This is a genomic window from Caloramator sp., assembly GCF_020054765.1.
GTDB lineage: Bacteria > Bacillota > Clostridia > Clostridiales > Caloramatoraceae > Thermobrachium > Thermobrachium proteoclasticum.
Map to the genome: position 1 here is coordinate 1 of NZ_JAIHAO010000071.1, position 5,793 is coordinate 5,793.

Genomic DNA, 5,793 nt, shown 5'->3' on the forward strand with positions numbered 1-5,793 from the left:
ATTGATCTGCTGGAAGTATTTGTGATAAAGCAAGTTTTGTACCAAATGCAGCTGCTTTAGCACCAGCATTTAATGCTTCTACTCTTTGTACTAATTGTATGAAAGATTGAGCAGTAAATCCAGTAACTTTCAATTGAGTTGGGAGATTGTCATAAGAATTCAATATTGCGTTGTATATATCAGTTGTAATTTGTGTTTCGAATGATCTTGCAACTCTTGCTACCCAATCACCCCAATTAACTTTTCCAGCCAATACTCTATAGAAGTCTTCTTGAATAGTAATTGCACGCTGTTGAGGAATTAACGTTAATATTCCATTATAAATTCTTTGTGGCTCAGCTTTTCTTATACCGGGAGCAATTTTTGATACCACAAACAAATCAGGATTTGGAATCGTAAATACAAAGCTATCGCCCCAGTTGCCGTTTTTTATTTCTGCAAATTTATAGAAGTCATCCAATACAGTTTCTGGTATAATCACATCCAACATTTCGCCAACTAAAGCAAATAAAGCCCATTTTACGTTAGGATTTCTTAATAAAACAGTATCAGATACCCCAGTAGCATTAACACCAGCCATTTTAAAAGATTCTTTGATTAAATTTTTGGTGAAAACTTCTTGTTTTTCTTCGTATGTTTTTCCAGTAGCACTTTCAGCATATTGTTGTTTTCCATTTAAGTATAAATAATGTTTATATAATTCAACACCAGCTCTTACTATGTCTTGTCCATCAGCAGAGAAGGACATAAATCTCTTGGTAGGTATAACATTCATATTTCCCATAAAATATTCCTCCTTCTAATAATTATTATTTTAATTAGAGAGCATGAACAACTTCAAGTTCATAAGCAGTTATTTTATTACCAGCAACGGAAATTGTGGTTTGTGCTACAACCTTAAAAGCAACTACAGAAAGTGGAGCACCAGTACTTGAATCAGTTATACTAGCTGCTGGAGCAAGTAAATATGAACCATTCGCTGGAAGAGCATACTGTCCAACAGTTGGCGCAGCACTAAATCCATTAGCAGTAATAGTAAACCTATCTCCAACTTTCAATTTCCTTGCTCTTGCAGGTCTGTTAGCAGGATTGTAAAATAATGTAGGATCATCAATATCAAGTCTAAATCCATTAACCTCTACCAAAACTGGTGATTCGACCAACAATACCTCTTGTGTGGCTACATCTGTTGGAGCAGAACAAGCATAAATTTCGGGTTGACCTGGTATCCTATCACCAAGTACAACCATACTTCCATTATCCATATCAACAGTATTTTGCACAGATACTACATAGCTATCTACATTCGTAGAAGCCATTTTACCAATTTTAACAACTACATGATTTCCCATAGAAATACTCCTCCTTATAATTATTATTTTAGTTTATATTTTTTTCGAGCCTTTCCCATATATTGGGAGACTCGTTATGAACATTATCATCATCATTATTTGGATTCATTTTAATAAACGACAAACCATTTTTGTGGTATGTAATCATTTTTTCACCAACAAAAGCTTTCACATCTTTTTCAAATTCCTCAAATTTATCATAATTATCAGCTTTAGCAATAAATAATTGTATTTCATCATTTGATAATATATCATCAAGAGAACTTAATAATGAGTCTACTTTAGCCTTATATTCTTTCTTTTCAACCTCTTTTTTGAAGGCTAATAATTCATCTAATTGAACATTTTTATCTTTCAATTCTTCTTCCAATTTTGAATATTTTTCATGTAATTCTTTATTTTGATCAGATATTGCTTTTATTTTTTGTGTAAAATTCTTATTATTTTGTCTTGTGAATTCACTAATAATATCTTTACTCCCATCTTCCCAATCAACTGGAACAAATTTAACTCTTGTTATATTTTCAAAATCAAGTACAGGATTGTCACCTTGCATTGTATAAGGTATCTTTACATAAAATTCATTCACACAATCCCAAGCATATACAAACTTATCATCATAATCTACTAAATAGTAGCGTGGGAATTCTTCTTTCCAAATTTCATCTAAATATTTTATGTTTTCCAATTGTCTTTCTAATTCTTCTTCTAATTGTTCTTGTGTGAGTGAAAAATCAACTTGAATATCTACCACTTTATCTTCATTTTTTTGTTTATCATCATTATCATCAGAAATATCACTTATATCATCCATAGTAAAATTAGAAGTATCAAGCCCAAGAGTCTCATAATATTTCTTCAATTTTCTCTTTGCTTCATCATAATAAGAAGCATCAGTATTTTTCTCTAAAAATGACAATGCAGCCTGACATCCATTTGCAGATAAAACCAATTTACCACCTTTTATCATGCAAACAGGATATTTAAGATTCTCTGATGGAGCATCTTCCCACCCATCAAGAACTACCAAATAAGCAGCTTTTACTAACTCTTTGTAATTTTTTGCTTTCAAAATATCATTACGTAATTTTGTTTTGTCAACATCACCCCAAGGAGTATCGTAATCCGCTGCATCTTTTGATAAGTCAATTTCTATAGGGTCACCAGTACCCCATTCATCTTTCTCAATAAAATTCATTGATTTATCCTCCTTCCTAAAAAATCTCTTAAATTCTTGAAGCATTTTAGCGACTCTTTGGCTAAATACTTCAGCATGAGCATTAATCATACCACTCTCTACATTTTGTCCTAATAAAGTAATACCAGTATAAGAATACTCTAAAATATTCTCAATGCCTGTTTTTTTATTATATTTAGATTCATATACTAAAATTTCCATAGAAATTTTAGCGCCTTTATTTTTTGTCAATATATCCACAGCATCTTGCGCATAAACCTTCCATATATATGCATCAACAACAACATAAGTTCTACCATCGATTTTTTCATAATGATAATTATTATCTTCAGGAACAATACCTACAGGTTGCTCTAAGTATTTAACCCCATTATCATCAATTATAATTTCATGTTCTGTAAAATCTTTATTACCATCTTCGTCATATTTGATATATGCGAGAATAGGAATATTAGCTATAGTATCTTTTGCTTTTTCTATTGCATCCATATCAAACTTTGATTTATTAAGATTTATGCCATCATGCATTACATATAACTTTAATTTTAAAAATCTATCATCCTCAAAAGTATCATCTACAAAATATTTTATTGGTAAATTTAAATAACGATTTGGCACATAAAACACCTCACTTTCAGAAGAACATCTTGTTTGTTATTACGATTGCTGCTTTATTGAATGGCACATCCAATACAATATTTTTATCATATTTAAATATCCAACACTTTTTACCAGATATTACTTTTTCATTTAATAAAATTAGCTTTTTATCAATTAAATAAGCCGCAACTTCAGGATCAAAACAATATACGTATTTTGGCATATTAACCACCTTTACACATTTTCATTACTACCAACATCACGGGTTTCTTCACCTTTATCACTTAATTCTGATTGTGATTTTGAAGGTCTACCGCTGTTATCATTTGGCGACTTTTGATAAGAAGACGACAATGGTTCCAACATATCAACAATACCAACAGCATTTTCAAACAACGAAAGATTAATTAATTCTCTTTGAGTCTTACCCATAGCAGCAGCTACCCAAATTTTTGGAAAACCATATTGTGCTGCTTTAAGTGCATTATTAATTCTATCTTGTCGATCAAATTCAGTACCCTCTAAATGTATTACAAATTTGAATTGACCTGAAATTTTCTCAATTTGATAATTTAAAAAATCTTCAAACTGAGTATATATATGCTTTACAAACATATAATCAACATCTTGATTGTTTTTCACTAAAGACACTGTAGCTCTATCTAAACCTAAATTAGTACCAGCACTATCCCAAAATCTACTATTGCCTTGCTCATAAATTGTTTTACTACTCTGCGATTTATTAAAATCCATAGCTTCAGACTGCTCAAATGGAGTAGTAATAGCTTTAACACCTTCTGGAAGTCCTGCCTGCATATACGCATTAAAATACTTAGCTGTATCTGCCGTAATAGCAAAAGCATCGATAGAATTAACACTTTTTCCTTCTTTTAATGGAATTTTATTGTTTACAATTTTATAAGTTCTTACTTTTGCATCAACTCTATCTAATTCACGGTATTCTAATAAATCAAGCGCCTCAAGAAAAAGCGGTATCAATGGGGGGACAATACCAGCCATTTCATTATGAAATTTAAATACCCATGCTTTATCTGGAGGTAACTGTTGCCAATAAAAATATCTCCCATTATGATACCCAGCTCGTACACCAGCTTGTTTATCATCAATAATTCTATCTTTATTGCTCATGAATGATTCATAATATACGCTAAACTCGGGCGCAAAATTTTCTAATAAAACACCTGGTTGTAGGAAATATGTCATATTAAATGAGTATTTCCAACCATGTTCGCTTTTGTAGTCTATCATACAATAATTGGACGGCATTTCTTGCAATACAATCCTATCATCAAGTTCCCTCACATAATAAAACTTAGCATCCTCACGCATCATTTGGCGTGTAACTTCTGGAAAAGTTTGTTTAATATTAAATTTTTCTACCCAATCTAAAACACGTCGATAAGCTTTCCAAAAAGCACTATTTTTCAAATCCTCAGGACTATTAATAATAGGTTCAACATACCAATCAAATGATAATAAACCTCCAAAATAATAAATCAACCTTTTGAATTGTAAAATATTATTCTCTATAAATTGTGCTAATTCTTTTAAAGCACGCTCATTAGCTTTGGGGTTTTGCAATAATTCAATAATTTTTCCCCTATCAAATTTTTGAGGGTACATATTAATATTTTTCAATATTTCATTCTGCAAAATAGGGTTCATATAATAAGCCATTATACTTGCATTAATATCACGTGCAAATTCTAAAAAATAGTTGGTCGATGTTTCATTCGTAGTAGCAGTGGTATTTTTTTGATTTTTTCTTTTTGGCACTTTTTCACCTTCTTTCTGCTAAACAATCAAATACTCCAACATACCTTTTAACATATTTTCGTAATCATCTTGATACAAATTATGTTTGTTATTTACTTCCAACTCGTTCACATATGCTAATCCATATCCCAAGCTTGTAGCTCTATCTCTCTTCATTGTCTTTACCAATCTATCATAAATAATATTTCCAGAACCACTTATTGTCTGTGTAATATTTGCCAACTCTTCTATAAGTAAGTCAGTTTCAATAAACACAGCATATTCTTCAGGAGTAAGATTGTTTTCTTTAAACTGACTATCAACTTCTGTAGAAGGTATAAGCAATCTTACGGAACCATCTTCAAAACAAGATTTCATATAAGTATACATAGTATTATTAAAACTATTAGTAGCTGCTATTCCTCTTATCAACGGAATAGCACCTTTCAATTTTTTACCTTCTTCATCATCATCTAACACAAGGGGAGGGAACTCAATTACTTTTTTTGTTTTGGGATCTACATATTCCCACGTCTCATAAAATAAATAAGGTAACCCTTCACCGTTGCCTCTCATATCTATTACTAATTTTTCAGTATTAGGGAATTTAATATGAACAAGCTCTCTTAAAAAATCTCTCTGCTCTTGTAAAGTAACCCCGTTATGTGTTTTTATGTACACCACTTCTTTGAAATAAGTACCGTTAGGACGAGGTTTTAACTTAATAACTGTTGTACATGCATTATCACTATCTTTTGCATTAGAAAGTGCAACGTCATGAACAACTATATATGAAGATGATGATTTCGAAGGTTGTTCTAACTCACATTTTTCAAGTTTCCTACATTTTTCAGTTAACTCATAAGG

Annotated in this window: 5 protein-coding genes and 1 pseudogene; all 6 read right to left on the minus strand. The window is 31.1% G+C overall.

The window, feature by feature from the left end; all coding sequences use genetic code 11:
- A partial coding sequence (locus JG776_RS12190; protein ID WP_291967911.1) for a hypothetical protein occupies window positions 1-784 on the minus strand: 784 nt, incomplete at its 3' end.
- A 34-nt stretch (window positions 785-818) separates the two neighbouring features.
- Window positions 819-1,352, minus strand: a complete 534-nt coding sequence (locus tag JG776_RS12195) for a hypothetical protein (RefSeq protein ID WP_291967913.1) — start codon at window positions 1,350-1,352, stop codon at window positions 819-821.
- Window positions 1,353-1,380: 28 nt separating this feature from the next.
- The gene (locus JG776_RS12200; protein ID WP_291967914.1) at window positions 1,381-3,168 is read right to left on the minus strand and encodes a hypothetical protein; all 1,788 of its coding nucleotides are present in this window, start codon (window positions 3,166-3,168) and stop codon (window positions 1,381-1,383) included.
- 16 nt (window positions 3,169-3,184) lie between these two features.
- On the minus strand, window positions 3,185-3,373 hold the full coding sequence (locus JG776_RS12205; RefSeq protein ID WP_291967916.1) for a hypothetical protein: 189 nt from the start codon (window positions 3,371-3,373) through the stop codon (window positions 3,185-3,187).
- An 11-nt stretch (window positions 3,374-3,384) separates the two neighbouring features.
- A complete protein-coding gene (locus JG776_RS12210) occupies window positions 3,385-4,947 on the minus strand; it encodes a hypothetical protein (protein WP_291967918.1) in 1,563 nt (520 codons plus the stop codon).
- Between the two features lie 18 nt (window positions 4,948-4,965).
- Window positions 4,966-5,793: pseudogene (locus tag JG776_RS12215) on the minus strand (hypothetical protein); the annotation flags it as partial.

What these genes read in the sequence shown, in the direction of transcription:
- JG776_RS12195 (WP_291967913.1), bottom strand. Translation starts at nt 1,352, where the DNA reads ATGGGAAATCATGTAGTTGTTAAAATTGGTAAAATGGCTTCTACGAAT.
- JG776_RS12205 (WP_291967916.1), bottom strand. Translation starts at nt 3,373, where the DNA reads ATGCCAAAATACGTATATTGTTTTGATCCTGAAGTTGCGGCTTATTTA.